Genomic DNA, 24,381 nt, shown 5'->3' with positions numbered 1-24,381 from the left:
AATGATGTACATATTCTAAACAGATATAAAAAAAGGGCCCTTAATGGGCCCCTTTCTATCGAGTTGTACCGCTTATGCCAGTGGAAATGCAGGGTGAACGAACCCCTGATAACCATCGATATGCAAACTGGACAACAATTCAACCTGCCGTTTATCTTCCACACGGGTGGCGATGGTCGTGACACCCGCGTTGTGGGCAGCCCGACAGACAGCCGCCAGGAAGGAGGTATCGGCGCCTGGTTCCATGACCTGGCTGGTATACCCGTGGTCCACCTTGACATAAGCGGGGGTCAGCTCTTCCAGATAGCCGAGGGACTGGAAGTGCCGGCCATAGTGATCGACCCCCCACAAGAAGCCGTGCTCTCGCAACAGCTCAACCAGATGAGTCACATACTCTTTGTGTTTCATGATGGCCGCTTCCGGGATCTCGAACAGCAGTCGCTCCTTCAGCTCCAAGTTCAGCGACAGATAGCCTCTGAGCCATGTCAGGAACTCATCCGAACAGAGAGAACCCGCCGTGATATTGACTGCCAACACCAATTCCGGTTGCTGCTTGAACAAGGGGACACAGGCTTCCAGCACCGCCTTGTCAAACTCGGCCCCCATCTTGAACTGCTCGATCGCAGGCAAGAACTGCCCTGCGAAGTAATCCGTTCCATCTCGCGAGATGGCCGCGAACAACTCGGCATGCAGGCGGGTACCATCATCGAAGCGGCATGCAGGCTGTGCCTTGAAGCGCCAGAGATGTCTGGCAATGGCATCCTGCACCAGGTCTCGCCAGGCAAGGCGTCCCATCAGTCCCTGCTCATTGCCGCCTTCCATCACGACGGCACCGCGCCGCTCATTGCGCGCTTTGCCAAGGGCGTTATCCGCCTTCGTCAGCAGGGCCGAGAGATCGTCATTGCCATCACGGCCAGCGATGCCGACGACGGACAGCGCACCGCTTTCTCCCATGGGATTGACAACCAGATCGGCGATACGGCTGTTGATGAGCTCCGCCAGCTCCTTGAGCTGAGACAGATCATCGGTGGGGCAGAGCAAGGCATACTCCGTCGCCGAGATCCGGGCCAGCGCCGCGCCATCCCAGCCATCCAGCAATTCCCTGAGCACCTGTGCAATGGATTTGACCATGTTGTCCCTTGCAGCAAAGCCCTCTTCCCGATAGAGATCGTCCAGCATGTCGACGGCCACCAGCATGACCCCGCCCTGCCCGGCCTCCGCAATCCAGGCATTGACCTGCCCGACGAAGTAAGAGCGGTTGCCAAGCCCGGAGACGGCATCCACATAGACGCGGGCTCGCAGATTCTCGGCCTCGTCGGCCTGCTCTTTGAACTGCACGGCAAGCTTGCTGGAAAGGGTATTGATGGCCTGTACCACTTGCCGCAGCTCGCGGGTCTTGGGCTCGGGAATGGCGTGGCCGAAATGGTGCAGCTCGATTTCAACCGCCTGATCGCAAATCAGCTTGAGCGGTTTGAGCAGATAATTGAGCGCCCGCATCAGCAAGAGAGTGGTGACGAGAAAGCCGACCAGGAACCAGGTGGCCAGTTCGCTCATTCCTTTCCAAAGCTCGTAGTAGGCTTGTCCAGGGTGGCCGACGACCTTCAGCTTGCCCAGTTGCAGCCAACCCGACGTCAAAATCGATTCATTGGCCACTTCAGGGAACAGCTCCAGCCCAATGAACCACTGTGGGACCCCTTCGATATGGCTGCTGTTCTCCAGCTCGATGACATCCTTGGAGGCCAGCAGATCGAGACGGACCAGCTTGTAGTAACCCCCGTCGAACACCGCCTTGATCACGGATTCGGCACTGACCTTGTCGCCGTTCTCCAGATAGGGGGTCAGCGCCAGACCCAGTGCGGTGGACGTATTGATGACGGTGGTCTCCTGCTGCTGCGCCAGGTAGTTGCGGGTCGAATTGAATTGCACCCAATAGGTGGCGGCAAACAGCAATCCGAACAGCAGCAGCATGGTTGCCAATAGTTGTCTGTAGAGCGTCATAGGTTAATCATCCAAATTGACCGCAGGCCGAGCCAATCGCCCCGATGTCATGCGATTGCGTAAGTCTGTCCATAATCCCAAGCGGGATGATTGCCCGGCCAGTTCCCCTTGACCACGCGCCTTCATCAGCCACAAGTGACTACCGTTAAAACTGTAAATTGGCAACAAATCCGCCCGTTGGGTCGCCGGGCGAATTGATCCGACAAGATTGTCCAGAATCAGGGGTACTGCCGCAGGCGTCTCATAGTAGGCAACGACCATATGAAACTGGTTATAATCCAATGCCTTGACATATACCATTCGCATTTTTTCATCAGGGATGCCAAGTTCCAGCAAGGTAAAATACTTGGAAATGCTGAAGTCTTCACAATCTCCCCCCGCTGCGCCCAGAAATTCCAGCGGTGTCGCCCAATAATCCTTCTTGTGCCACAACTTGATGTCATCGATGAAACGCATCTGGTTGAAGAACTGGTTCACCTTCTCCAGCTTCTGCCGATCCGTCAGCCCCGCCGCCTTGTTCTGCATTGCCAAAGTGCGCCAGCTGGTGACCCGTTTGCCGGCCCTGGGGCCATAGGTCTCCTCCGCGCGCTTGACCAGTTTCATATCCTCCGGTGAGAGAGGCTGGCTGGCGCTGAGCAGCAGGGGGATCGCCAGCAGGGCCAGCCACAGCAGGCGAACCCGCCAGGGCGCACGTGCACCTGCGACAGCTCGATACCCATCACGTCGGCTCCAACCTGTCGATGCCACTTCTTTCTGTGTCATGACGCCGCCATCATCCCCTGACCGCCGGACGCATAAAAGAATGACTGCAGCACGCTGCAGCCATTCCCCTTGCCTGATATGACATCAGTGGCAGGGCCATCAGTTGTTGTTGGCCTGCCATTCAGCCGGTTGCTGCACATTCAGGGCATTGAGCAGACCACCGGTGGCATTGAGGATACGATAATCCGCCAACAGGGAGTCGTACTCGGCAGTGATGTAGCTGCGGCGAGCCTCGAACAGTTCGTTCTCCGTGTTCAGCACGTCCAGCAAGGTCCGTTGGCCCAGGCCGAATTGCTTCTTGTACGCCTGTACGGTGTCATAGCTGGCGTCCACGTGCTCTTTGAGGAAGACTTTTTGCTTGGCCAGCGACTCTTTGGCGTTCCAGGCGAGGCGGGTCCCCTCTTCCACCTGACGGAAGGCATTCATGTGAATGTCTTTGGCCTGGGAATAGAGCGCTGAGGTTGCCTTACTTTCTGCCAGATCGGACCCACCGCGGAACAGGTTGTAACGCATCCGGACCATGGCGGTGAGATCGTCGTTACGGCCTTTGACCGCATCGATGTCCTCGTTCCAGTTCTGATCCACTTCAAAGGCCACGTTCGGGTAGAACCCGGACTTGGAGCCTTCATGCTGGTACTTCGCCTCTTCGATGTCCTGCAGAGATGACAGCAGGGTCGGGTGAACCTCTGTTGCCGTCTTCAGCGCATCTTCCAGTGTTGCGGGCAGGAGTTGGGTGTTCGGTACTGGCTGAACGAGATCCTTGGGCACTTCATTGACGACACGGATGAACTCGCTCTCGGCATCCCGATAGTTGTTCTCCGCCGCCGCCTGATTGGAGTAAGCCCGAGCCACACGACCGTCGATCTGGGTCTGGTCAGCGGTCGACCCAAGACCGGAGTCGGTCCGTTTCTGGATGTCACTGCGGATCTGCTCGTGGGTTTCAAGGTTCTGCTTGGACAGCTCCAGGATCTCCTGCTGACGCAGCATGTTGAGATAGACCTCGGCCACGCGCAGGGCCGTGTTCTCCGCCTCGGAGATCATCGCCAGGCGCTGGGCCTGGGCGGCGGCATCGGTCCGTGCCACGTTGCTGCTGACATCAAAGCCGTCAAACAGCATCTGGCGAAGGCTGATCCCGGCCTCCTTGCGCGTCATGGAGTCATCGATCGTCTGTGAATTGGGACCTGCGGCACGGGTCGAGGGACTGTCAGTCTTCTCGTAACCGACGCCACCACGCAGATCAATGGTGGGGTAATAGCCGCCCTTGGCTCCATCATGCTGATACAGTCGTGCCTGATAGAGATCAAAAGCTTCCTTGATTTTCGGATGGGTAGCCAGTGACTGCGCCACTGACTGTTCCAGCGTCTGTGCCTGGCTCAGGCCCGGGAACAGTATGGTGCCACTAACCAGCATGGCAACAATCGTCTTCTTCATGGTATCTCCAGTCATGTTGTTTTTAGATTGTTGGCTTATCGTTCTCTCAGTGCCGACTGCTTAGCCCTCAAGATGGGTTTCAGCAAGTAGTCTAGGACACTTTTTTTACCAGTAATAATATCTGCACTGGCTAACATACCGGGGATGATGGGAAGTGCGTTAAGCTCATCGCCCAGATAACTCTTCTCGGTTCGTACTCGCACCAGATAGAAGGAATTGCCCTCCTCATCCTGGATTGAGTCGGCACTTATCTGTTCAACCTTGCCATGTAAACCTCCATAAATAGTGAAATCATAGGCAGTTATCTTGACCACGGCCTCCAGTCCTGGTCTGAGGAACGCGATGTCCTTGGGCGACACCTTGGCTTCAACCAGCAGGGTATCTTCCAGCGGCACTATCTCCATCAGGTCCATGCCCGGCTGAACGACCCCACCCAGCGTATTAATCTTGAGCTTTTTGATGGTCCCCTTGAGAGGCGCGATCACACTGGTACGATCGACTCTGTCCCTGAGGCCGACCTGACCCTCCGACAACTGGCTCAACTTGCCTTGACGTTCGTTCAGCTCGGTCTGGGAGTCCGCCCGGAATTTCAGGGCGATATCATTTCGCTTCGAGATGGTCTCCCGCAGTACCGAGTTAAGCTTAGGCACCAGCAGGCGGTTCGCCTCCAGCTCCCCTTGCATTTCGTTGACCTGCCGCTCCAGTTTAATTAGCTCCACTTGAGGAACTATACCCTCTTTTGCGAGAGGACGGCTGATGTTCAGCTCCTGACGAGCCAGATCAACGCTGCGGCCCACGGTCCGGATCTTGGCATTGAGCTCTATGGTCTCCTGCTCTTTCTGCTCGATCTGCTGTCCCAGGATGTAGAGCTGGTTCTTGAGGTTGTTTAACCGCGCCTCCTGCACCGATCTTTCACGGGCGGCATATTCGGCAAATACATTCTCATACCCTTCGGGGAACTCGATGGCCTGTTTGTCGATGGCAACCTGTTCACGCCAGCCCAGATTGGGCTCGTTCTTGACCACCACGCTGCGAATTTCGGCGCGCAGGCGGGCGATATCCCCCTTGAGGGTGACCAGCTCCTGCTCCCGTTCGCGAAAATCCGACTTGAAGCGGGTATCGTCGATGCGCAGCAGCGGCTGTCCCTTCTCGACGATGTCCCCCTCCTTGACGAATATCTCCTTGACGATCCCCCCTTCCAGGTTCTGGATCACCTGCAATTGGCGCGACGGTATCACCTTGCCCTGGCCGACTGTCACTTCATCCAGCTCTGCCCAGGCTGCCCAGACGATGGCGCTGACAAAAAACAGGAAGCAGGCCCACAGCAGGACTCTGGCACGGGTGGGTGTCGTCAGCAGCACGGCGGCGGCGCCGTCATCCACGTACTCAAGATGCTCGGGTGCAGGCAAGACCGTATCTGAGGGCGTTTTCTTGAACCAGTGGTTAGCCATTCGCCGTCTCCTGCACCCGCACCTTGCCTTCCTTCAATTGCTGCAACACCACCTCTTTGGGACCGTCCGCCACTATCTTCCCCTGCTCCACGACGATGACCCGGGAAGCGACATCCAGCATGGAGGTCTTGTGGGTGATGAGGATAAGGGTGGTTTCGGGGCCGAGCCGCGCCAGCTCCTGCTTCACGTGCATCTCTGACTGGTTGTCCATGTTGGAGGTCGGCTCGTCCATCACCAGAATGGGGGGATCATTGAGCAGGGCGCGAGCCAGCAGGATGGACTGACGCTGGCCACCGGAGAGCTGACGCCCCCCTTCGCCAATCTGTCTGTCGAGACCGTTGGGATCCCGGTTGGTAAAGTTGGTGACCCCGGCCCGCTTGGCGGCGCGCAAGACACGGGCATCGTCCACCAGGGGATTGCCCAGCATGATGTTGTCCCGAACTGAACCAAAGAAGAGGGTCACATCTTGCGGCACACAGCCGATGTTGCGGCGAATGATGGTCGGCGGCAGTTGGTCCAGCTCAAAGCCGTCCAGACGCACCAGGCCGTCAGTCGGGCGATAGAGGCCCATCAGCAATTTCTCCAGCGTGGTTTTACCCGCACCGATGCGTCCGATGATGGCCACCTTCTCACCCGGCTCGATGCGCAAGTTGATGTTGTGCAGGGTTCTGCTCTCCATGCCCGGATACTTGAAGGAGACATTTTCAAACTCGATGCGCCCCTGGATGACCGGATGGTGGATGTACTGCCTGCCCTCCTCCTGCTCACCCGGCGTCATCATGATCTTCTCCAGGATCTCGAGCGCCGACTTGGCCTGGTTGTAGCGGGTGGAGAGTACCGAGAGCTGCACCATGGGGGCGATGGCCCGGCTCGACAGCATCACGGCCGCTATCATGCCCCCCATGGTCACCAACCCTTCCGAGATCTGGTAGACACCGACGATCACCAGTCCCACTGTCACCACCTGCTGGATGTAGCTCGCCAGAGAAGACATGGAGTTGGTGATGCGCCGGGTTTGCACGCCCCAGGTCGAGATGTGGGACACCGCCTGCTCCCAGCGGTGCTGGAACATGCTCTCGGCCCCGAAAATCTTCACGGTCTCAAGGCCCGAGATGCTTTCGATCAGATTGGCGTTCTTCTGGGAGGCGAGTCGGGAGCCCTCCTCGATGGATTGCTTCAGCGGTGCCTGAATGTAGAAGCTGTAGGCCACCAGGATCAGGATGGCGATGATGGGCACCACCACCATCACACCGGCGAAAATCCAGATGATGAAGAGGAAGAAGATGGCAAACGGCAGATCGATCAGGGTGGAGACGGTGGCCGACGTGAAAAACTCGCGCACCGATTCAAACTCCTGCAAGTGCTTGGCAAAGGCACCTGTCGACGCAGGCCTGGACTCCATCTTCATGCCCATCACCTTGGCAAAGATTTTGGCCGACAAGAGCACGTCGGATTTCTTGCCTGCAATATCGATGAAGTAGCTGCGCAGCTGGCGCATCACGAAGTCGAAGGTGAACACCACCATGGCTCCAACCGCCAGCACCCAGAGGGAGTCGAATGCCAGGTTGGGCACAATCTTGTCATAGACGTTCATGGTGAACAGGGGGCTGGCGATGGCAAACAGGTTGATGAGGATCGAGGCCACCAGCACATCCCGATAGATACCGCGGGACTCGAACAAGGTGCTCCAGAACCAGTGACCATCACGGGTCTCCAGCACTTTGGGCGAGCGCTCATCAAACTTGAACTGCCGCTTGACGTAGAACAGACGACCATTGTACTCGTCACCAAGCTGGGCAAGACTGACCCATTGGGCCGCGTCTCCGGCCTGGGGAAAGATGACCCTCGCCTGGGTCCGTTCTTCATTCCATTCAAGCAAGATGCAGGCGCCGCCATTGCGCGTCTGCAAGACGCAGGGCAGCAGCAGGGAAGAGATCTGTTCAAGGGGCTGGATCACTTCGCGGGCAGAGAGACCGCCCCGCTCGGCGGCACGACTGAAGAGCGCCGTGCTGAGACGCCCGGAGACCAGTGGCAAGCCGGTGGTGAGAGCATCCTGACTGTTGGGCACCCCGTAAAAGCGGGTCAAAAAGACCAGGCACTCCAACAGTTCATCTATATGGCTGGTTTCTGCTTGCATAGCATCCCATCAAACATGATTCAGAAGGTTGTCTCGGGGCCGAATATCCAAAGCCCGGCGGCGAGCCGGAAAAACAGAACAGACCGCGCCACCCAGACCCACAACCCGATTAGCGCACAGAGCCGGGACACTGCATGTCTCGCCTCCCTCACAGATTTTCATGCCGGAAACGGAGGGGACATGCCGGGCACCTGATGTTGCCAAGAAATATGCCACCCGGTACGAAGAAAGCCCGCCCGGTATACAAACTGCAAAGAGTTATTGATAACTATATCTTTTTTCAAGCCGACCATCTTATCAAGGTGACTTGAACGAAACTATACTCCAAAGACTAAATTTCATCTAATAACCCACTGTTTTTTTGATGAAATTAGAGTTGGCACTCGCCTGTGGAAGGGAGAGAAAAAGGGCGTCCCAGGCAGTGTCCCTGAGGGCCTGAGCGTGCCAGCGCCGCGGCAATGGCGGTCATGGCGCTCCAGCGATTCTCGCACCAGGTGGGGGCCAGCAGGGTCGGGCGGCGCGCCGACGCCGAGACCCTGTGATAGACCACCTCGGGAGGCGTGTACTGGATCATGGCGACCGCCGCCGCCACATACTGCTCCATCGTCAACACATCCAGCCGTCCCGCCTGCCACGCCTTGCCAAGAGTGCTCCCCTCCACCACATGCAGTGGGTGAAGCTTGATCCCCTCGACGCCGGTCTCCACGACACGGTGGAGGGTTTCCAGGCTGTCCATCGGCACCTCGCCGGGCAGGCCCACGATGAGGTGGGCACACACCTTGATGCCTCGCAGATGGGCTCGGGCAACGGCATCGGCATAAGCGGCATAGCCGTGACCCCGATTGATGCGTTGCAACGTTTTGTCATTGGCACTTTGCAGCCCGAGCTCCAGCCACACCTCGTAACCTCTGGCCTGATAACCTGCCAGCAGATCCAGCACCGCATCGGGTACACAATCAGGGCGAGTTCCGACGCAGAGCCCCACCATGTCGCTCACCGACAAGGCTTCTTCATACATGCGCTGAAGGTACTCCACTTCGGCATAAGTACTGGTATAGGCCTGAAAGTAGGCCAGATAGCGCCTGGCCCGGGTTACCTCGTCCCGGCGTGCCAGCAGTTGCTGCACCACGGAGAGTTGCTGGGCCGACTCGTCGGCAAAGGAGGAGACATTGCAGAAAGTGCAGCCACCCCGGCCCAGGGTGCCGTCCCGGTTGGGGCAGGTAAAGGCCCCGTGAATGGAGAGTTTGTGGATCTTCTGGCCGTGGCGTTGCTTGAGATCCTGGCCAAATGTATTGATGAGTTCGTGTAACTGCATGACACCTCCGAAATGAGGTGTCATTCTAGCGACGCAGCCCGGCGGGCAGGCTGCGCTGGATCAATCCCGCTCTCTACCCAAAAATCATATAAATATTCACGTTAGATGTGATAAATACCCAACAGTCGGCATTCACGGTCACTTTTGACAACCTGTCACTCCTGCAACCTGGAGAAAAGTGTCATAACCTCTCGCCCATAACCGGCTGTAACTACTGAAAAAATCCTGTTTAGTCTGCTTATGGACAAATGCAAGACGCAGGATCCTGAAATGTGATTCCCGCCAAGCACACCAGAGATGACTTTGTAAAATTACTACAGTTTCCCGCCACCATGCAGTCAACCACCAAACCGTCCATAACCAGAATATAAAGCCGAAAAATAAATAAAAGGCAGTCATAAATACACAAAAATGCTGATTGAGTCTCAAAAACCCACATTTTGTTATGGCGATGTAACATTGCAAACAAGCGGGATGTCCAATTGACCTTGCCCGAAAATCCCATTAGTTTGGAGATTCGCCACCTCAGGCGGACGGAACCACAAGAGCCAATCGCAATTTATGCAGTCTGTTGATGACAGTGCGATGGAAGGCCGAGCAAGGGAGAAATGCAATGTCACTATATGATCCAAAGCTGGAGAGGGATAACTGTGGCTTCGGCCTGTTGGCCCACATGGAAGGGGAAGCCAGCCACAAGCTTGTCCGTCTCGCGATGTCAGCCTTGGCTCGCATGCAGCACCGCGGCGGTATCTCCGCCGATGGCAAGACCGGCGACGGCTGCGGCCTGTTGCTGCAAAAACCCGACAGCTTCTTTAGAGCGGTCGCCGAAGAGAAGGGATGGCACCTGGGCCGCAACTACGCGGTCGGTATGCTGTTTCTCAACCCCGATCCCATCCTGGCCCAGGCCACTCGCGACATCATCGACGAGGAGCTGGAAAGAGAGACCCTGAGTCTGGTCGGCTGGCGCAAGGTGCCCATTGATACCAATGTACTCGGCTCCATTGCCAAGGCGTCCCTGCCCAGCATTGAACAGGTCTTTGTCAACGCGCCCCCGGGCTGGGTCGACAAGGATCTCGAGCGCCGCCTCTATATCGTGCGCCGCCGCATCGAGAAGCGCATCAGCGACGACTACTTCTATGTGGTCAGCCTTTCCAACCTGGTCACCGTCTACAAGGGACTGTGCATGCCGGTGGATTTGCCGCGCTTCTATCTGGATCTGGCCGACATCCGCATGCAGGCCGCCATCTGCGTGTTCCACCAGCGTTTCTCCACCAACACCAGCCCGCGCTGGCCGCTGGCGCAGCCGTTCCGCTACCTCGCCCACAACGGCGAGATCAACACCATTGCCGGCAACCGCCAGTGGGCCAAGGCGCGCAGCTACAAGTTCGCCACCCCGCTGATCCCGGATCTGCAAGAGGCCGCCCCCTTCGTCAACACCACGGGGTCGGACTCCTCCAGCCTCGACAACATGCTGGATCTCTTCCTGGCCGGCGGTATGGATCTCTTCCGTGCCATGCGCCTGCTGATCCCGCCTGCGTGGCAGAAGCACCCGAACATGGATGACGACCTGCGCGCCTTCTACGACTTCAACTCCATGCACATGGAGCCCTGGGACGGCCCGGCCGGCATCGTCATGACCGACGGTCGCTACGCCACCTGCGCACTCGACAGAAACGGTCTGCGTCCGGCACGTTACGTCATCACCAAGGACAAGTTCATCACGCTGGCCTCCGAAGTGGGCACCTGGGACTACACCCCGGATGAAGTGCTGGAGAAGGGCCGTGTCGGCCCGGGGGAGCTGTTCGTGGTCGATACCAGCAACGGCAAGATCTGGACCAGCTTCGAGATCGATGACGATCTCAAGAGCCGTCACACCTACAAGCAGTGGATGGACAAGCACTGCAAGCGCCTGGTGCCCTTCGAGCAGATGGACGATGCCAGCACGGGGTCGCGCGAATTACCGGATGACCGGCTCAAGACTTACCAGAAGCTGTTCGGCTACTCCTTTGAAGAGCTGGATCAGGTGATCCGCGTGCTCGGCGAGAATGGCCAGGAGGCGGTGGGCTCCATGGGGGATGACACCCCGATGGCGGTGCTCTCCTCCAGCCAGCGTACCCTGTACGACTACTTCCGCCAGATGTTCGCCCAGGTGACCAACCCACCCATCGATCCCCTGCGGGAAAATCACGTCATGTCCCTGGCCACCTGTATCGGCCGCGAACAGAACGTGTTCAACGAGACCTTCGGTCACGCCCACCGGGTGCTGTTCCAGTCGCCGATCCTGCTCTACTCCGACTTCCATCAGTTGCTGGCCCTGGAAGGGGAGCACTACCGCCACGCGGTGCTGAGCCTCAACTACCTGCCCGAAGAGGGGCTGCAAGCCGCCCTCGAGCGCCTCTGCCACGAGGCAGCTGAAGCGGCCCGCAGCGGCGCCGTGCTGCTGGTACTGTCAGACCGGGACATCAGCCCGGATACCCTGCCCATCCCGGCCGCCATGGCGGTGGGGGCGGTGCAGCGTACCCTGGTGGACAACAACCTGCGCTGCGACGCCAATATTCTGGTGGAGACCGCGAGCGTGCGCGACCCGCACCACTTCGCCGTGCTGCTGGGCTTTGGCGCCACCGCCATCTACCCCTATCTCGCCTACGAGACCCTCGCCAAGCAGGTAGAAGAAGGCGTGCTCAAGATGAGCCTGCGCCAGGCCATGCTCAACTACCGCAACGGCATCAACAAGGGCCTCTACAAGGTGATGTCCAAGATGGGCATCAGCACGGTGGCAAGCTACCGCTGCTCCCAGCTGTTTGAGGCGGTGGGCCTCTCCAAGGCTGTTGTCGAACTCTGCTTCCGCGGCGTATCGAGCCGCATCCAGGGTGCCGACTTTGCCGACATCCAGCAGGATCAGATCAATCTGTCCCGTCTGGCCTGGCTCGGCCGCAAGCCGCTGACCCAGGGCGGCCTCTTGAAATTCGTCCACGGTGGCGAGTACCACACCTACAACCCGGACGTGGTGCAGACCCTGCAAGTGGCGGTGCGCTCCGGCAACTACGCCGATTACAAGGAGTATGCCCGTCTGGTGAACGAGCGGCCGGTCGCCACCTTGCGGGATCTGCTGTCGCTCAAACAGGGCACCACCCCGGTTGCGCTGGATCAGGTGGAGCCAGCCGCCAGGCTGTTCCCCCGCTTCGACTCCGCGGCCATGTCCATCGGCGCCCTCGGCCCTGAAGCCCACGAGGCCCTGGCCATCGCCATGAACCGCCTCGGCGGTCAGAGCAACTCCGGCGAAGGCGGTGAAGATCCCAAGCGTTTTGGTACCGAGAAGAACTCTCGCATCAAACAGGTGGCTTCCGGTCGCTTTGGCGTCACCCCGCACTACCTGATGAACGCGGACGTGGTGCAGATAAAAGTCGCCCAGGGCGCCAAGCCCGGCGAAGGGGGCCAGCTGCCCGGTGACAAGGTCACCGCGCAAATCGCCCAGCTGCGCTACTCCGTGCCCGGCGTGACCCTGATCTCCCCGCCGCCGCACCACGACATCTACTCCATCGAGGATCTGGCCCAGCTCATCTTCGACATCAAGCAGATCAACCCGAACTGCCTGGTGTCGGTGAAACTGGTGTCCGAACCTGGCGTCGGCACCATCGCCTGTGGCGTGGCCAAGGCCTATGCGGACTTCATCACCGTCTCCGGCTACGACGGCGGCACCGGCGCAAGCCCGCTCACCTCGGTCAAATACGCCGGCTCCCCCTGGGAGCTGGGCCTGGCCGAAACCCAGCAGGCGCTGGTGGCCAACGGCCTGCGCCACAAGGTGCGTCTGCAGGTGGATGGCGGTCTCAAGACCGGTCTCGACATCATCAAGGCGGCCATCCTCGGCGCCGAGAGCTTTGGCTTCGGTACCGGCCCCATGGTGGCACTCGGTTGCAAATACCTGCGTATCTGCCACCTGAACAACTGCGCCACCGGCGTCGCCACCCAGGATGAGAAGCTGCGCCGCGAACACTTCACCGGCCTGCCGGAAATGGTGATGAACTACTTCAAGTTCATCGCCGAGGAGACGCGCGAGCTGATGGCCGAGCTTGGCGTCACCCAGCTCACCGACCTCATCGGTCGTACCGACCTGCTGGAAGCGCTGCCCGGCATCACCGCCCGTCAGGCCAAGCTGGACTTGTCCGGCATCCTGGCGGCCCCGGTTGCACCGGCAGGCTCCAGTCTGTTCAGCCAGCAGCACAACCCCACCTTCGACAAGGGGCCCTTGAACCTCAAGATGGTGGAAGACCTGCTGGACGCGGTGGAAAACATGAGTGGCGGCGAGTTCCGCTACGACATCCGCAACACCGACCGCTCCGTGGGTGCGCGTCTGTCCGGCGAAATCGTCAAGCGCCACGGCAACCAGGGCATGGCGGCCGATCCGGTCAAGGTGCACTTCAACGGCACCGCCGGCCAGAGCTTCGGCGTCTGGAACGCCGGTGGCCTTGAGATGATCCTCACCGGGGATGCCAACGACTACGTGGGCAAGGGGATGACCGGCGGCAAGCTGGTGATCAAACCCCACGTCGGCGTGGCGTTCAAATCCCACGAGGCGGCCATCATCGGCAACACCTGCCTCTATGGCGCCACCGGCGGCAAGCTCTATGCCGCAGGGACCGCAGGCGAGCGGTTCGCGGTGCGCAACTCAGGGGCCTTGGCGGTGGTCGAGGGGATTGGCGACAACGGCTGTGAATACATGACAGGCGGCATCGTCACCGTGCTCGGCAAGACCGGTGTCAACTTCGCGGCGGGCATGACAGGCGGTTTTGCCTACGTGCTCGACGAGTGCGGCAACTTTGCCAAGCGCACCAACCCCGAGCTGGTCGAACTGCTGGAGGTGGCGGATCTGGCCATCCACCAGGAGCACCTGCGCGGTATCATCACGGCGCACCTCAACGAGACAGGCAGCTCGCGTGCCGAGGAGATCCTGGCCAACTTCGACTCCTATGTGCCCAAGTTCAGGCTGATCAAACCCAAGTCCAGCGACGTCAAATCGCTGCTTGGCCACACCAGCCGTTCCAGTGCAGAACTCAGAATCCAGGCGCAATAAGGAGGGAACCCTATGAGCCAGAACGTATTCCAGTTTATCGATGTCCAGCGGGTCGACCCGCCCAAGAAGCCGCTCAAGATCCGCAAGATCCAGTTCGTGGAGATCTACGAGCCCTTCAACCAGGCCCAGGTCGGCATGCAGGCAGATCGCTGCCTCGACTGCGGCAACCCCTATTGCGAGTGGAAGTGCCCGGTACACAACTACATCCCCAACTGGCTGAAGCTGGCCAACGAGGGACGCATCCTGGAGGCGGTGGAGCTCTCCCACCAGACCAACAGCCTGCCGGAGGTGTGTGGCCGCGTTTGCCCGCAAGACAGACTGTGTGAGGGTGCCTGCACCCTCAACGACAGATTCGGCGCCGTGACCATCGGCAACATCGAAAAGTACATCACCGACAAGGCCTTCGAGATGGGCTGGCGCCCGGATCTCTCCAAGGTGGTCAAGACCGACAAGCGGGTCGCCGTCATTGGCGCGGGCCCCGCGGGCCTTGCCTGTGCCGACGTGCTGGCACGCAATGGCGTCACCCCTGTGGTGTTCGACAAGTACCCGGAGATCGGCGGCCTGCTCACCTTCGGTATCCCCTCCTTCAAGCTGGAGAAAGAGGTGATGCAGCGCCGCCGCGAGATCTTCGAGGGGATGGGAGTGGAGTTTCGTCTCGAGACCGAAGTGGGCCGTGACGTCACCTTCGCCGATCTGCTCGGCGAGTTCGATGCGGTCTTCCTCGGGGTCGGCACCTACAAGTACATGAAGGGCGGCTTTGCCAACGAAGAGGCGCCGGGGGTCTACGACGCCCTGCCCTACCTCATCTCCAACGCCAATCGCTTGCTGGGCTTTGAGAAGGCGCAAGCCGATTACATCGACTTCGCCGGCAAGCAGGTAGTGGTGCTCGGCGGCGGCGACACCGCCATGGACTGCGTGCGCACCGCCATCCGCCAGGGGGCCGATCGGGTGATCTGTGCCTACCGCCGGGATGCCGAGAACATGCCGGGCTCCAAGCGGGAGGTGAAAAACGCCCAGGAGGAAGGGGTGGAATTCATGTTCAACCTCCAGCCCATCGGCGTGGAGCTGGACGCCCACGGCCGCACCTGCGGCATCAAGGTGGTGAGCACAGAGCTCGGCGCCCCCGATGCCAATGGCCGCCGCAATCCGGTAGTCATTGAAGGCTCCGAGCAGGTGCTGCCCGCCGATGCGGTGGTGATGGCGTTCGGCTTCCAGCCCAACCCCCAGCCCTGGATGGCAGAGCACGGCGTCGAGCTCGACGGCCGGGATCGCATCAAGGCGCCCGAGAAGGCCGAGTACGCCTTCCAGACCAGCAACCCCAAGGTGTTCGCCGGTGGTGACGCGGTGCGCGGCTCTGATCTGGTGGTGACCGCCATCTATGAGGGTCGCAAGGCGGCCGAAGGGATCATGGACTACCTGGCCGTGTGATCTGCCGTCGCAACCACGCTGTCATGCAAACAGCCCCGCTCGTGCGGCAATGCTGTTCACTTAAGAGAATTTGAGTTCCAGTCCACGTAGTATCAGGGCTAAAAAATGAGGGAGGCATGATGCCTCCCTCTTTCTATTGCAAGCCACGCTGGATAAAGGCTGAAGGAACATCGACTGGAAACAGCCTTGCTCCCCCAACTCAAGTCGCATTTATGAATAATTAGTCAAAAATGTGCTTATCTGAACAGCATTGCGCTCGTGCGGGGCTGTTTTTTATCTCGCTCTCAATCCGCCAGAACCGGCTAGATACTCCAGCTCTCCGGCAGCCGTTCGGTGAGGGTGGAGATGTATTCGAAGGTACGCGCCCGCTTGGGGGTGGTGAACATCTGGCGCGCACTGCCCGCCTCCACCACCTCCCCGGCCTCCAGGAAGATCACCTGCTGCGCAATCTGGGCCGCCAGGCGCAAGTCATGGGTGGCGATCAGCATGGTAGTCCCCTCACTGGCCAGCTGGCGCAGTACGGCCACCACCTCCTGGGCAAGCTCGGGATCCAGCGCCGAGGTGGGCTCGTCACAGAGCAGCACCTTGGGGGATGGCGCCAGCGCCCGGGCAATGGCGACCCGCTGCTGCTGACCGCCGGAGAGGGTGGCAGGCACCGCCTCGGCCTTGTGCCTGAGCCCCACCTTGTCGAGCAGTTGCAGGGCGCGCGCCACTGCCCTCTCCCTGGGCCACTTCAACACGGTCACCAACCCTTCCATCACGTTCTCCAGCACCGTCATGTGCGGGAACAGCTGGAAATTCTGGAACACCATGCCGGTCTGCTGGCGCAGGGCCAGCACGCTTTGCCGTGACAGATGCCGGGTAAAGTCGAGCTCGCTGTCCCCCAGCACCAGCTGGCCTGCATCGGGTCGCTCCAGCAGGTTCACGCAGCGCAGCAGGGTACTCTTGCCGCTGCCGGAGGGACCGATCAGGGCGGTGACGCTGCCCGCGGCCATCGCCAGCCCCACCCCTTTCAACACGCGCTGCCCCGCAAACTGTTTCTCGATGCCACTCAAGCGGATCATAGGGCGACCTCCCGGGTCTCTTTGTGAGCCAGTCGCTGCTCCAGCCTGTCTTGCAGGGTGGAGAGCACCGAGCTGAACATCAGGTAGATGAGGGCCGTCTCGATATAGAGAATGAGCGGCTCATAGGTGACGGAGGCGAGGCGCTGGGCCGCCTGAAACAGCTCGGGCACGGTCACCGCCGCCGCCAGCGACGTGTCTTTGACCAGGGAGATGAAGGTGTTGGAGAGCGGTGGCACCGCGATGCGCGCCGCCTGCGGCAGGATCACCCGCCACATGACCTGGGGCCAGTTCATGCCGATGGAGTAGGCTGCCTCCCACTGCCCCTTGGGGATGGCCGCCAGGGTGGCACGAATGATCTCCGAGCTGTAGGCACCGATGTTGAGGGTGAAACCGATGACGGCGGCGGTGAAGGCGTCCAGCACGATGCCGGCGCTCGGCAGACCGTAAAAGATCAGAAACAGCTGCACCAGCAGGGGCGTGCCCCGAATAAGCCAGACATAGCGGACCAGTATCACCAGCGGAGCCGGACCATATAATCTGGCCAGCGCCACCGACAAGCCGAGCACGATTCCCAACACGAAGGTAATCAGAGTGAGTGGCACGGTAAAAATAAGCCCCGCACTGAGCAGGGGCCAAAAAGAGTCGATCATTAACTGCAACCAGGCCGGCACGTTAATATCCTCAGTTGTTATTATGTTGCCACGATATTATTGCGAGACGTCGGTGCCGAAATATTTCTGCGATATTTTCTGATATGCGCCATCCTGCTTGGCATTGCGCAGCGCCTGATTGATGGCAGCCAGCAACTCGGGTTGCCCCTTGGCGAGCAGGGCGGCTGATTGATCCCCCTTGGCCTCGCTGGCCGCCACCTTCAATTTGGCGTCCGGCTTCTGTTTCTTGAAGTCGAGGAAGGAGAGGCTGTCGTTGATGGTGGCATCCACCCGCCCGGTCAGCACCAGTTCGAGTGACTGGTTGAATCCCTCGGTGGCCACCACCTCGGCGCCCGATGATTTCGCCAGCTGGGCGAAGTTGCTGGTCAGGGACTGGGAGGATTGCTTGCCCTTCAGATCGGCAAAACTCTTGATGCTTTGGTTGTCGCTGTGCACCACGATCACCGCCTTGGAGGTGATGTAGGGGTCTGAAAAATCATATTTTTTCAGCCGCTCAGGGGTGATGGCCACTTCGTTGAGCACCAGGTCGTAGCGCTTGGCGTCCACCCCGGCGATGAGCCCGTCCCACTTGCCCTCGACGAACTGCGGCTTCACGCCCAGACCGCTTGCTATCAGCTCGCCGATCTCCACGTCAAAGCCCACCAGCTTGCCGCTCTTGTCGTGGTAGGTGAAGGGAGGATAGGTCCCTTCGGTGCCGATCTTGATCACTCCGGCCCGCTGGATCTCGGCCAGGCTTGACTGTGCCTGTACCGATGTCATCAGTGCCAGCGGAAGTGCCGCCATTAAAAACAGGGAGTGCCGTTTTTTCATTATTCACCTCGTTATATTTATGAACATCCAGAGCGCTTGCCAACCACCACAAAATAAAACCAGCCAGTTATCATGTTTAATTTAAATTAATTATCGGCAGAGATAACCTTCATAGTTCTTGCTGGCGGTATGGATGAAACATAACGTGGCTCATGGCATGACCCAACCATGAAATACGGGGATATTTAGCGAAATAATGGATAACGAATAAATAATGGCCGGACTGGCCGAGGAATTGCCCCGCTGGCGGCGCTCCGTCAGCGGAAACCATATCAGGCGGGTTGCGGCTCCCGCGGGATGGCAGTGGCCCAGTTACGACACAACGTATCAATCGGGCCAAAATTCGGTCTGATGGCACATGGCATTGCCACGCACCACGTGGAAGGTAAAGGCGCGATGGCGCGCGCCTTGACGTCACCGTCGGTGATCACCCCTTCGGTCACCACCTCCCGCCCTGCTCCGGCAGGCGGACGATGTCGATATTCCAGGGCCCGGCCGCCGGGTAGCGCCGATGGACCTCGACGAAGTTGACCCGCCCCTCGCGTCGCCCCCCCGACGTTGGCCAGTCACAGAGAAAGTCATCGCTCAGCCACCTGGGGGTCTTGACGAAATCGTTGCTTTGCATGGCCTGCCAGTAGGCCTCCACAACTGCTTTTGGTTCCATGGTCTTGTTTTCCATGCCTTTCCCCTACAACCGCACCACCAGCCACTCCCCCTTGCCCACCGGCACCAGGGAAGTCAGGAAATCGGGGTCACGCCGCACCTGTGCCATCCACTCCCTCATCTCGTCTTCATGGGAGATGGCATTGTCCACCACCAGCAGGCCACGAGGGGCAAGCAGGCGCTGGATCTCGGGCCACCAGGCCTGGTAGTGGCGGCGATCGGAGTCCAGAAAAATGAGCTGATAGCCCGCCGTCGGCAGGCAGGGCAACAGGCTGCCGGCCTCCCCCGCCAACTGCTCAATCCAGGGAGTGAGCCCGGCCCGCTCAAAGTTGGTCGCCGCCATGGTCCGTTTGCCCTCGTCCAGCTCGATGGTGGTGACCCGGCCCCCCAGCCGTTTCACTGCCTCGGCCAGCCAGAGGGTGGAGTAACCGTTGGAGGTGCCGATCTCCAGCACAGCCTGCGCCCCCCTCGTCTGCACCAGCATCGCCAGCAGTTCGCCGGTGTCGCGGGTAATGTTGAGCATCTTGCTGCCACGGGAGTGTTGCGCGCCGTCATTCTGCTCGCCAAAGCGCTCCAGCTCCCGTTTCAGTTGTTCCAGTGCCATGTCTCCTCCTTGACGGTGTAAACGAGTCGGCCCGGTGCATGGCATGGCTGGACCGCCCCTCATGTTCATCATTTTGCTATCGACCCACTCGGTGGCCCATCCCCTGCGTCATCCGGATAAAGACGATACCCTGGATGACCATGTGATCACGCTGGTGCACTGCTGCTGGCGGGAAAGCCAATCTTCACGCGGTCTGGCGGTGGCCCCCCGCGCCGTCGGGCTGCTGGATACCAAGGGCAAGCCGCAGATCGCCTAGGGGGCCACCCGGGTAAAGTCGACGGCGGGGCAGCTGGGCGCCACGCCCTTGGTCAGCGTCAAGGGCTGGGCACGATAGCTGAGCCGGTAGCGGCCCGGTTGGGACAGGTCGTAGGCCTGCGCCAGGTCCGCATCGGCCTGGCTCTGCTCCCCCGCCCCCAGGTGCAGGAAGTCGCCGTCCCCGGGGGTACCTCGCTTGGCAAGCGGCCCTCGATAGTCCAGCGGCTGCCCATCGCGGGTCAGGTCGATGGCATCGGCAAACCACCCCTCGAAGGGGGTGAACCAGGTCAATACCTCGAGGGGCGTCTCCCCCCGGTTGGTCAGGGTCATCACCAGGGGCAGGGGTTCGTTCACCCCGCTCTCTGCGCTGACCGACAGCTCGCACTGCAAGGGCGCCAGTGCCAGGGTGGTAAGCAAGAGTGTCATCATGGTGCCTCCGTCAAAAAAAGGGGCCATCCGGCCCCTGTTTGCAACTCAATTTTCGCTCGGGGTATTCTCGGCGAAATATTCGTGGTTGTCGGCATTGTTCAGGGCCTTCTGGGGATCCGTGCTCGCCAGATTGCGCGCATTGGCCTGACCGTATCCCAGATCGTCGGTGCCCGCCACCACGTTGAAGTGGCTCAGCTCGTGGACAATGGTGCCGGCGCGGGAATCGGTCCCGGTGACCGGCGCAGTCCAGAAGCTCTTGCACAGATAGACCTTGTAGGGCTGGTCCGGATAGACATAGGCAAAGTAACTCTGCTTGCAACCGCAGTCGAAGGTGAGCGGCTTGTTGTCGATGGCATCCTTGATCTTGCTGAAGTTGGTCTCGGCCTGGTTCCAGCGGGTGGCGTCATAGGCGCCAAACCAGCTGCGGTAGCGCTGCCCATTCGGCTTGTCCACCGCGAGGTAGCTGCTGGAGTTGTTGGCGATGCCACTCGCGGCATCGAGCGCCGCCAGGATGTCGCTCTTCTGGGTGTTGGTGCAGCGGCCGCTGAAGCTGACCGAGGCGCTCACCGCCTGGGGCTCGGCCACCGCCGCCTTGGCCAGCACCCGATCGTCGCTCACCCCGTCCACCCAGAGGGTCACGGCATTGGACTCGCTCGCCTGGGCCTGTTTGGCCTTGGCCGCTTTCCCCTCCTGCGCCACGGTCGGCAGCAGGTAACGGATGCTGTACTGGCCCTGGGCGCTCATGTCGTAGAGACCGGAGACCTCCGCCTGCACTGTCAGGCTCTGGCCCGCCTTGAGCAGTTGGTAGTCCTTGTCACTCGGGGCGGCCCGCTTGATCAGGGCCCCTTCGTAATCCACCGGCTGGCCGTCACGCTCCACCTGGAACAGGGGAGCATCCTCGCTGCCCGGCAGTTGCCATTTGAGCAGACGAACCGGCTTCTCCCCGGTGTTGGTCAAGGTCAGGTTGACGCGCACATCGTCTGTGCTGCCCTCCACCAGGGTGAGCCGGGCATCGAGTCCGGCGGCGCAGAGCGGGGACGCCAGCACGCCGGCCAGCAACAGGGCAATTGGAGTCGCTTTCATCATGTTTCCTCATTCATTGAGTGTCGCCTTGTCAGGCGGCCTGCTTCCTTTAAGGCCCTCTTTGGGGCCCATCCACCCTAGAGCAGAAGCACCACCCCACCATCCCTCCATATGGGGGACGCCCCCCATCAGAGGGGGAGCCTCTTGGCTGCGACAAAGATTGCCCGCCCGGCCCTGGGCGTGCAGGCAACCCCGTGTGGCGTATTTGCCATAAAAAAACCCGGCGCAGGGCCGGGTGACGGGATGAGAAGGTGGGGTCAGGAGGCCAGCAGCGCCAGGGCCGGCTGCGCGTTGCCCGGCATCAGCCGATAGGCCTTGTGGTGCTTGACCAGGGTGGTTTTCTTGTTGCCCTGGCTCAGCAGCAGGCCCCGGGCAAATGCCGCCTCGGCCAGTACCTGCTCGTCCCCGCGCACATAGAGGGTGAGGGGCTTGACCAGCTCACCTCCCTCGATATGGCCCTGATACTCGCTGGCCGAGATGATCAGACTGGATTGCCCCTGGCTCAGCAGCCGCTGCCGGGTGTGCAGTTCGCTGTCGGTGAACACCAGCCAGCCCGCCCCCTCCAGCGCCAAAAGCAGATCGGCCAGGCGCGCCCCCAGCTGTACCGGCTCATACATGGCACGCTCATACTGGCGCTGCACCCGCTCAAGCAGCCCCTTGAGATCGGCCCCCGCCCCCAGCGTCCGCCCCAGTTGCACCCAGGCCTTGAGATCCTCCATCACCAGCCGGGAGAAGCGTTTCTCCTTGAGAGAATCCGCCATCCAGGTACAGAGAAAGTGGCTCTCCTGGGCGGGGGTGCGTTTGCCCGTCTTCTGGGCAGCGGTGCGCTCCAGCTCCGCCAGGCTCTGGCGGGCCATCTCGAGCAGGGCCTGATTGTAAGCAGGAAGGGTCATCTCGGATCCTCTGAAACGGGGCGGCCAGGGGCCGCGTCATCGACAGCACAAAGGCGCCAGTGGCGCCTTTGGAGAGTAAACGCCCCTCCCCGACCGGGAGGGTGCGACGTTGCCTTATTTCGGCTGACGGGGCTTCTTGGCCGCCGCCAGACGCTTGAGGCGCTGACCTTGCAGTTTCGCCTCGGCCATGGCCTGGGCGGCGGCATTGTCTTCACGCTGCGGGCGCTTGCCGAAGCGGCGGCGCTCCTGCAACTGCTTGATGAGGTCGTCACGGCTGCTCACCTCGTAACCCGGCACCATGATGCGGCGGATCTTCTGGCCGATGAGGGCCTCGATCTCCAGCAGGGTGCGCTCCTCCTCGCGACTGACGAAGGAGATGGCCATGCCGCTCTTGCCAGCGCGACCGGTTCGGCCGATACGGTGCACGTAATCTTCCGCGAGGAACGGCAGATCATAGTTGACCACGTATTCCAGGCTCGGAATGTCCAGGCCGCGGGCAGCCACCTCGGTGGCCACCAGCACCCGCAGCTTGCCTTCGGTGAATTCACGCAAGGCACGGCGACGGCTCCCCTGGGCCTTGTCACCGTGCACCACGGCAGACTTGATGCCGTCGAGGTTGAGCTCCTCCACCAGTTCATCGCAGCTCTCGCGGGTGCTGGCAAACACAAGCACCTGCTGCCAGTTCTGCTTGCCGATAAGCTCGGAGAGCAGCTCGCGCTTGCGCTTCTGTTCCACCGGATAGACGGTGTGGCTCACGGTGTCGGCAGTGGAGTTCTGCTTGTCGACGGCCACCACCTGGGGTTTGTCCAGCATGAGGTTGGCCAGCTTTTTTACCGCCTCGGAGAAGGTGGCGGAGAAGAGCAGGTTCTGGCGGGTCTTGTTGACCGCCTGCAGGATCTGCTGCACATCGGCGCTAAAGCCCATGTCGAGGATGCGATCCGCCTCGTCCAGCACCAGAGTCTCGACCCCGGAGAGGCTCAGGTTGCAGGCGGTGAGGTGCTCGAGCAGACGGCCAGGGGTGGCCACTATGATGTGTGCGCCCGCTTTGAGCTTCTTGGCCTGCACATCCTGTTTGCCGCCACCCACGATGGTGAGGGTAGTGATATCAAGATACTTGGCGAAATCGTTGATATTGCTCGCCACCTGGGCCGCCAGCTCGCGGGTCGGGGTCAGGATCAGCACGCGGGCATTGGAAGGCTGCACCGGTGCCGGGTTGTCTACCAGGCGTTGCAGGATGGGCAACGCAAAGGCGGCTGTCTTGCCGGTACCGGTCTGGGCACTGGCCAGCACATCGCGGCCACGGCGAATGGCCGGGATGGCCTGGCTCTGCACAGGGGTCATCTCCTGATAACCGCAATCTGAGATGGCGCGCAAAATCTCGGGGGCAAAATCGAACGATTCAAATCTCATGTTGGGTTCCTGTGTTCCAGCGGAGCTGTAGTTGGCGTGGATGGCCTGGGCCGGCGTGTGGCCTGGCATCGGCGAGGCGTGGAGCCAAGGACGGCTGGGTCTGACATCAGATCAGAAGATGAGCCGGAAAATGGCGGGCGCGAAGTGTAACAGATAGGCGACAGGAATGCCGCCTCAAATGGCCTGTATTTTTCCGGGGGCTGCGCTCTCCAGACGCGGCAGCAGGCGCAGCCCGGGCAGTGAGATCAGCGCACCCGCTTGCTCGGACGCTTGAGCAGCCGCATGCCGATGGCCGCCACCGCGATGACGAACAACCCGAAAGAGGTGACAAGCAGGCACTTGGTCAGCAGCTCCTGATGATGGGCAAAGACCGGGGTCGCCATCACCATCTTGCCGGCCATGCTCAGCACCAGGGACCAGAGGAAGGCGCTGGCAAAACTCGCCACGGCCACCCGCAGCAGGTGCAGGCGGGAGACTCCCATCAACATGGGGGTCAACACTCTCACGAAGGGGATGAAACGGGAGACGAACATGGCCCAGAAGCCGTAACGATCCAGCAGTCGGGAGGCCCTGGGCAGGCTCCCTTCCGGGATCATTCGCTCCACATGGCCCATGAAACGGGTGCCATGCAGTGCCTGCCCCTGCCAGTAGGCGAGCACGCTCCCTATCCCGGCCGCGAGCGGCAGATAGAGCAAGGTCACCTCGGGCCCCAGCACCCCCATGCCCACCAGACCGCCCGCCAGCAGCACCAGGCTGTCACCGGGCAGGGGCAGAAAGACGAAGCTCGATTCAAGGAAGAGGATCACCACCAGACAGGTGACGAGCAGACCGATTGCCTGCATTTGTATAAGCTGATCAAAATCCTGATGCCATATGGCAAGCAGCATGTCCTGCATCTGGTGTGAC

The 24,381-nt window shown here is 60.4% G+C and carries 19 protein-coding genes; 3 read left to right on the top strand and 16 right to left on the bottom strand.

The features are described 5' to 3' along the window. Positions 1-72: 72 nt before the first annotated feature. From I6L36_RS21160 to I6L36_RS21135, 6 genes are all read right to left on the bottom strand, one after another. Positions 73-1,998, bottom strand: coding sequence for an EAL domain-containing protein (locus I6L36_RS21160; protein ID WP_103858280.1), 1,926 nt, complete (start codon positions 1,996-1,998; stop codon positions 73-75). A gap of 3 nt (positions 1,999-2,001) precedes the next feature. After that, on the bottom strand, positions 2,002-2,760 hold the full coding sequence (locus tag I6L36_RS21155; RefSeq protein ID WP_223917454.1) for a transglutaminase-like cysteine peptidase: 759 nt from the start codon (positions 2,758-2,760) through the stop codon (positions 2,002-2,004). A gap of 99 nt (positions 2,761-2,859) precedes the next feature. Further along, a complete protein-coding gene (locus I6L36_RS21150) occupies positions 2,860-4,191 on the bottom strand; it encodes a TolC family outer membrane protein (protein ID WP_010675164.1) in 1,332 nt (443 codons plus the stop codon). A gap of 35 nt (positions 4,192-4,226) precedes the next feature. Next, complete coding sequence (locus tag I6L36_RS21145) at positions 4,227-5,642, bottom strand: HlyD family type I secretion periplasmic adaptor subunit (protein WP_010675165.1); 1,416 nt, start codon at positions 5,640-5,642, stop codon at positions 4,227-4,229. Next, on the bottom strand, positions 5,635-7,779 hold the full coding sequence (locus I6L36_RS21140; protein WP_216986908.1) for a type I secretion system permease/ATPase: 2,145 nt from the start codon (positions 7,777-7,779) through the stop codon (positions 5,635-5,637). The genes I6L36_RS21145 and I6L36_RS21140 overlap by 8 nt, the downstream gene beginning before the upstream one ends. Positions 7,780-8,149: 370 nt before the next feature. Next, entirely contained in the window at positions 8,150-9,094 is a 945-nt protein-coding gene (locus I6L36_RS21135) for a TIGR01212 family radical SAM protein (RefSeq protein WP_216986907.1), read from the bottom strand. 613 nt (positions 9,095-9,707) lie between these two features. Here I6L36_RS21135 and gltB point away from each other — a divergent pair. Together gltB and I6L36_RS21125 are read left to right on the top strand one after the other, a co-directional pair. After that, entirely contained in the window at positions 9,708-14,165 is a 4,458-nt protein-coding gene (gene gltB, locus I6L36_RS21130; protein ID WP_216986906.1) for a glutamate synthase large subunit, read from the top strand. Positions 14,166-14,177: 12 nt separating this feature from the next. Next, complete coding sequence (locus I6L36_RS21125; RefSeq protein ID WP_041214964.1) at positions 14,178-15,593, top strand: FAD-dependent oxidoreductase; 1,416 nt, start codon at positions 14,178-14,180, stop codon at positions 15,591-15,593. 302 nt (positions 15,594-15,895) lie between these two features. On the opposite strand, the gene I6L36_RS21120 is transcribed toward I6L36_RS21125, so the two are convergent. From I6L36_RS21120 to I6L36_RS21100, 5 genes are all read right to left on the bottom strand, one after another. After that, entirely contained in the window at positions 15,896-16,657 is a 762-nt protein-coding gene (locus I6L36_RS21120) for an amino acid ABC transporter ATP-binding protein (protein WP_216986905.1), read from the bottom strand. Then, entirely contained in the window at positions 16,654-17,307 is a 654-nt protein-coding gene (locus I6L36_RS21115; protein WP_216986904.1) for an amino acid ABC transporter permease, read from the bottom strand. The genes I6L36_RS21120 and I6L36_RS21115 overlap by 4 nt, the downstream gene beginning before the upstream one ends. A gap of 57 nt (positions 17,308-17,364) precedes the next feature. Then, positions 17,365-18,138, bottom strand: coding sequence for an amino acid ABC transporter substrate-binding protein (locus tag I6L36_RS21110; protein ID WP_202040445.1), 774 nt, complete (start codon positions 18,136-18,138; stop codon positions 17,365-17,367). Positions 18,139-18,577: 439 nt separating this feature from the next. Next, positions 18,578-18,802: a hypothetical protein gene (locus I6L36_RS22105; protein ID WP_227262862.1), complete on the bottom strand. Its 225-nt coding sequence runs from the start codon at positions 18,800-18,802 to the stop codon at positions 18,578-18,580. 24 nt (positions 18,803-18,826) lie between these two features. Further along, on the bottom strand, positions 18,827-19,405 hold the full coding sequence (locus I6L36_RS21100) for an O-methyltransferase (protein WP_202016455.1): 579 nt from the start codon (positions 19,403-19,405) through the stop codon (positions 18,827-18,829). Between the two features lie 61 nt (positions 19,406-19,466). Here I6L36_RS21100 and I6L36_RS21095 point away from each other — a divergent pair, with 61 nt between their 5' ends. Continuing rightward, positions 19,467-19,661, top strand: coding sequence for a hypothetical protein (locus tag I6L36_RS21095; protein WP_216987157.1), 195 nt, complete (start codon positions 19,467-19,469; stop codon positions 19,659-19,661). On the opposite strand, the gene I6L36_RS21090 is transcribed toward I6L36_RS21095, so the two are convergent. The 5 genes from I6L36_RS21090 to I6L36_RS21070 form a co-directional block, all read right to left on the bottom strand. Continuing rightward, a complete protein-coding gene (locus I6L36_RS21090; RefSeq protein WP_029314737.1) occupies positions 19,658-20,089 on the bottom strand; it encodes a hypothetical protein in 432 nt (143 codons plus the stop codon). The two genes, I6L36_RS21095 and I6L36_RS21090, sit on opposite strands and share 4 nt — an antisense overlap. Positions 20,090-20,134: 45 nt before the next feature. Further along, positions 20,135-21,175, bottom strand: a complete 1,041-nt coding sequence (locus I6L36_RS21085; protein WP_029314738.1) for a M35 family metallo-endopeptidase — start codon at positions 21,173-21,175, stop codon at positions 20,135-20,137. 254 nt (positions 21,176-21,429) lie between these two features. After that, positions 21,430-22,065, bottom strand: a complete 636-nt coding sequence (locus I6L36_RS21080) for a DUF2913 family protein (RefSeq protein WP_210538642.1) — start codon at positions 22,063-22,065, stop codon at positions 21,430-21,432. Positions 22,066-22,179: 114 nt separating this feature from the next. Then, positions 22,180-23,475: a DEAD/DEAH box helicase gene (locus I6L36_RS21075; protein ID WP_010675179.1), complete on the bottom strand. Its 1,296-nt coding sequence runs from the start codon at positions 23,473-23,475 to the stop codon at positions 22,180-22,182. A gap of 245 nt (positions 23,476-23,720) precedes the next feature. After that, on the bottom strand, positions 23,721-24,371 hold the full coding sequence (locus tag I6L36_RS21070) for a DedA family protein (RefSeq protein WP_039040377.1): 651 nt from the start codon (positions 24,369-24,371) through the stop codon (positions 23,721-23,723). Between the last annotated feature and the right edge of the window lie 10 nt (positions 24,372-24,381).

Source organism: Aeromonas sp. FDAARGOS 1406, assembly GCF_019048565.1.
Classification (GTDB): domain Bacteria; phylum Pseudomonadota; class Gammaproteobacteria; order Enterobacterales; family Aeromonadaceae; genus Aeromonas; species Aeromonas caviae.
Note: the sequence above shows the minus strand (reverse complement) of the source record. Positions and strands in the feature narration are given on the sequence as shown.

What these genes read in the sequence shown, in the direction of transcription:
- I6L36_RS21160 (WP_103858280.1), bottom strand. Translation starts at nt 1,998, where the DNA reads ATGACGCTCTACAGACAACTATTGGCAACCATGCTGCTGCTGTTCGGA.
- I6L36_RS21155 (WP_223917454.1), bottom strand. Translation starts at nt 2,760, where the DNA reads ATGACACAGAAAGAAGTGGCATCGACAGGTTGGAGCCGACGTGATGGG.
- I6L36_RS21150 (WP_010675164.1), bottom strand. Translation starts at nt 4,191, where the DNA reads ATGAAGAAGACGATTGTTGCCATGCTGGTTAGTGGCACCATACTGTTC.
- I6L36_RS21145 (WP_010675165.1), bottom strand. Translation starts at nt 5,642, where the DNA reads ATGGCTAACCACTGGTTCAAGAAAACGCCCTCAGATACGGTCTTGCCT.
- I6L36_RS21140 (WP_216986908.1), bottom strand. Translation starts at nt 7,779, where the DNA reads ATGCAAGCAGAAACCAGCCATATAGATGAACTGTTGGAGTGCCTGGTC.
- I6L36_RS21135 (WP_216986907.1), bottom strand. Translation starts at nt 9,094, where the DNA reads ATGCAGTTACACGAACTCATCAATACATTTGGCCAGGATCTCAAGCAA.
- gltB (WP_216986906.1), top strand. Translation starts at nt 9,708, where the DNA reads ATGTCACTATATGATCCAAAGCTGGAGAGGGATAACTGTGGCTTCGGC.
- I6L36_RS21125 (WP_041214964.1), top strand. Translation starts at nt 14,178, where the DNA reads ATGAGCCAGAACGTATTCCAGTTTATCGATGTCCAGCGGGTCGACCCG.
- I6L36_RS21120 (WP_216986905.1), bottom strand. Translation starts at nt 16,657, where the DNA reads ATGATCCGCTTGAGTGGCATCGAGAAACAGTTTGCGGGGCAGCGCGTG.
- I6L36_RS21115 (WP_216986904.1), bottom strand. Translation starts at nt 17,307, where the DNA reads ATGATCGACTCTTTTTGGCCCCTGCTCAGTGCGGGGCTTATTTTTACC.
- I6L36_RS21110 (WP_202040445.1), bottom strand. Translation starts at nt 18,138, where the DNA reads ATGAAAAAACGGCACTCCCTGTTTTTAATGGCGGCACTTCCGCTGGCA.
- I6L36_RS22105 (WP_227262862.1), bottom strand. Translation starts at nt 18,802, where the DNA reads ATGGAACCAAAAGCAGTTGTGGAGGCCTACTGGCAGGCCATGCAAAGC.
- I6L36_RS21100 (WP_202016455.1), bottom strand. Translation starts at nt 19,405, where the DNA reads ATGGCACTGGAACAACTGAAACGGGAGCTGGAGCGCTTTGGCGAGCAG.
- I6L36_RS21095 (WP_216987157.1), top strand. Translation starts at nt 19,467, where the DNA reads ATGTTCATCATTTTGCTATCGACCCACTCGGTGGCCCATCCCCTGCGT.
- I6L36_RS21090 (WP_029314737.1), bottom strand. Translation starts at nt 20,089, where the DNA reads ATGATGACACTCTTGCTTACCACCCTGGCACTGGCGCCCTTGCAGTGC.
- I6L36_RS21085 (WP_029314738.1), bottom strand. Translation starts at nt 21,175, where the DNA reads ATGATGAAAGCGACTCCAATTGCCCTGTTGCTGGCCGGCGTGCTGGCG.
- I6L36_RS21080 (WP_210538642.1), bottom strand. Translation starts at nt 22,065, where the DNA reads ATGACCCTTCCTGCTTACAATCAGGCCCTGCTCGAGATGGCCCGCCAG.
- I6L36_RS21075 (WP_010675179.1), bottom strand. Translation starts at nt 23,475, where the DNA reads ATGAGATTTGAATCGTTCGATTTTGCCCCCGAGATTTTGCGCGCCATC.
- I6L36_RS21070 (WP_039040377.1), bottom strand. Translation starts at nt 24,371, where the DNA reads ATGCAGGACATGCTGCTTGCCATATGGCATCAGGATTTTGATCAGCTT.